The sequence below is a fragment of the Amycolatopsis sp. TRM77291 genome (genome assembly GCF_054166285.1).
In genome coordinates, this window is the sequence record NZ_JBSZHF010000023.1 from 1 (window position 1) to 1,376 (window position 1,376).

Consider the following 1,376-nt stretch of genomic DNA (forward strand, 5'->3'; position numbering starts at 1 on the left):
GGCGAGCCGGGGGATCCCGGTGTTCTCGGGGGCGGCGTACGGCATCGACGGCGCGGCCCACCGGGGCGCGCTGAGTGCGGACGGTACGACGATCGCCGTGCTCGCCTGCGGAGTCGACGTCGTGTACCCGATGGCGCACGAGACCCTGTTGCGCTCCATCGCGCAGACGGGCGCGGTGGTCAGCGAGTACCCGCCAGGAACTCGACCCGCAAGGCATCGGTTCCTCGCCCGGAACAGGATCCTCGCGGCCCTCACGACCGCGACCGTCGTGGTCGAAGCAGGCAGGCGCAGCGGCGCACAGAACACCGCGGGGACGGCCGGAGCGCTCGGCAAGGTCGTGATGGCCATGCCGGGACCGGTGTCCTCGGGGGTGTCCGCCGGCTGTCACGCGCTGATCCGCGAAGGCGAAGCCACGCTGGTGACCTCGGTCGACGAAATTGTCGAAACCGCAGGATTCCCCGAAAACGCCACGCCCACACAGTGACTCGACACAAGCTGGGCTGGGACGCCCGATGGGCGTCCCAGCCCAGCCCCACGAAAGTCTGTCTGGCATTCCCCTGGCCGTGGGCGTGTGGACCGCACAAAGTCAAGCACCCCCAAACCGGAGGCTTCGTTCCCGGAGTTCCGGCCCGATCCGCCCGGGTGGACCGGCCGTCGCCCGCCGTCCGCCGCCGCCGGCTGGGAACAGGCCGATCCACGCCAGCCGGACGAGCCGGGCCGGGAACGCCCCCGGCCCGGGCGCGCTAGGGCTGCGCCGCGTTCCACACACCCGACAACCAGGAGAACACCATGGCTGGCGAACCCGTCATCACCGTCACCGGAAACCTCACCTCCGACCCGGAGCTGCGTTTCACTCCTCTCGGAAAGGCGGTCGCGAACTTCACGGTCGCGACCACCCCGCGCAAGCGCAACAGCGCGACGGGCGAGTGGGAGGACGGAGAAGCTTTGTTCCTGCGCTGCACGGTCTGGCAGCAGCCGGGCGAGAACGTCGCCGAATCCCTGACGCGGGGTGCCCGCGTCATCGTGCAGGGACGGTTGAAGCAGCGCTCGTTCGAAACCCGCGACGGCGAGAAGCGCACCGTCGTGGAACTCGACGTCGACGAGATCGGCCCTTCCCTCCGCTACGCGACGGCGAAGGTGAGCAAAGTGACCAGGACCCAGAACACCCAGCCCACCACGGCCGCTGCGCCCGCGGCCGCGCCTGCGCCCGTCGACGACGTATGGGGACCCGCACCCGAGGGCGACCTCGTCGGAGCCGGTGCCGGTGCCGGTGCCGGCGGCGGTAGCGACGCGCCCTTCTAAGCCGGGTCAGTGCCCGGCCGGGACTTCCCCACCGGCCGGGCACGACCCGCCCCGGAGGCCGGTGGGGCCGCCCG

At 71.4% G+C, this 1,376-nt stretch carries 2 protein-coding genes; both read left to right on the top strand.

The features are described from left to right. On the top strand, positions 1-484 hold a 484-nt coding region (locus tag ACXIZN_RS43170; RefSeq protein ID WP_457960777.1), incomplete at its 5' end, for a DNA-processing protein DprA. A 305-nt stretch (positions 485-789) separates the two neighbouring features. Then, positions 790-1,302 (top strand): single-stranded DNA-binding protein, encoded by a 513-nt coding sequence (locus tag ACXIZN_RS43175; protein ID WP_457960778.1) that lies wholly within the window; start codon positions 790-792, stop codon positions 1,300-1,302. Positions 1,303-1,376 lie beyond the last annotated feature (74 nt).

Excerpts from the sequence above, each read along its gene's own strand:
- ACXIZN_RS43175 (WP_457960778.1), top strand. The coding sequence starts at position 790 with ATGGCTGGCGAACCCGTCATCACCGTCACCGGAAACCTCACCTCCGAC.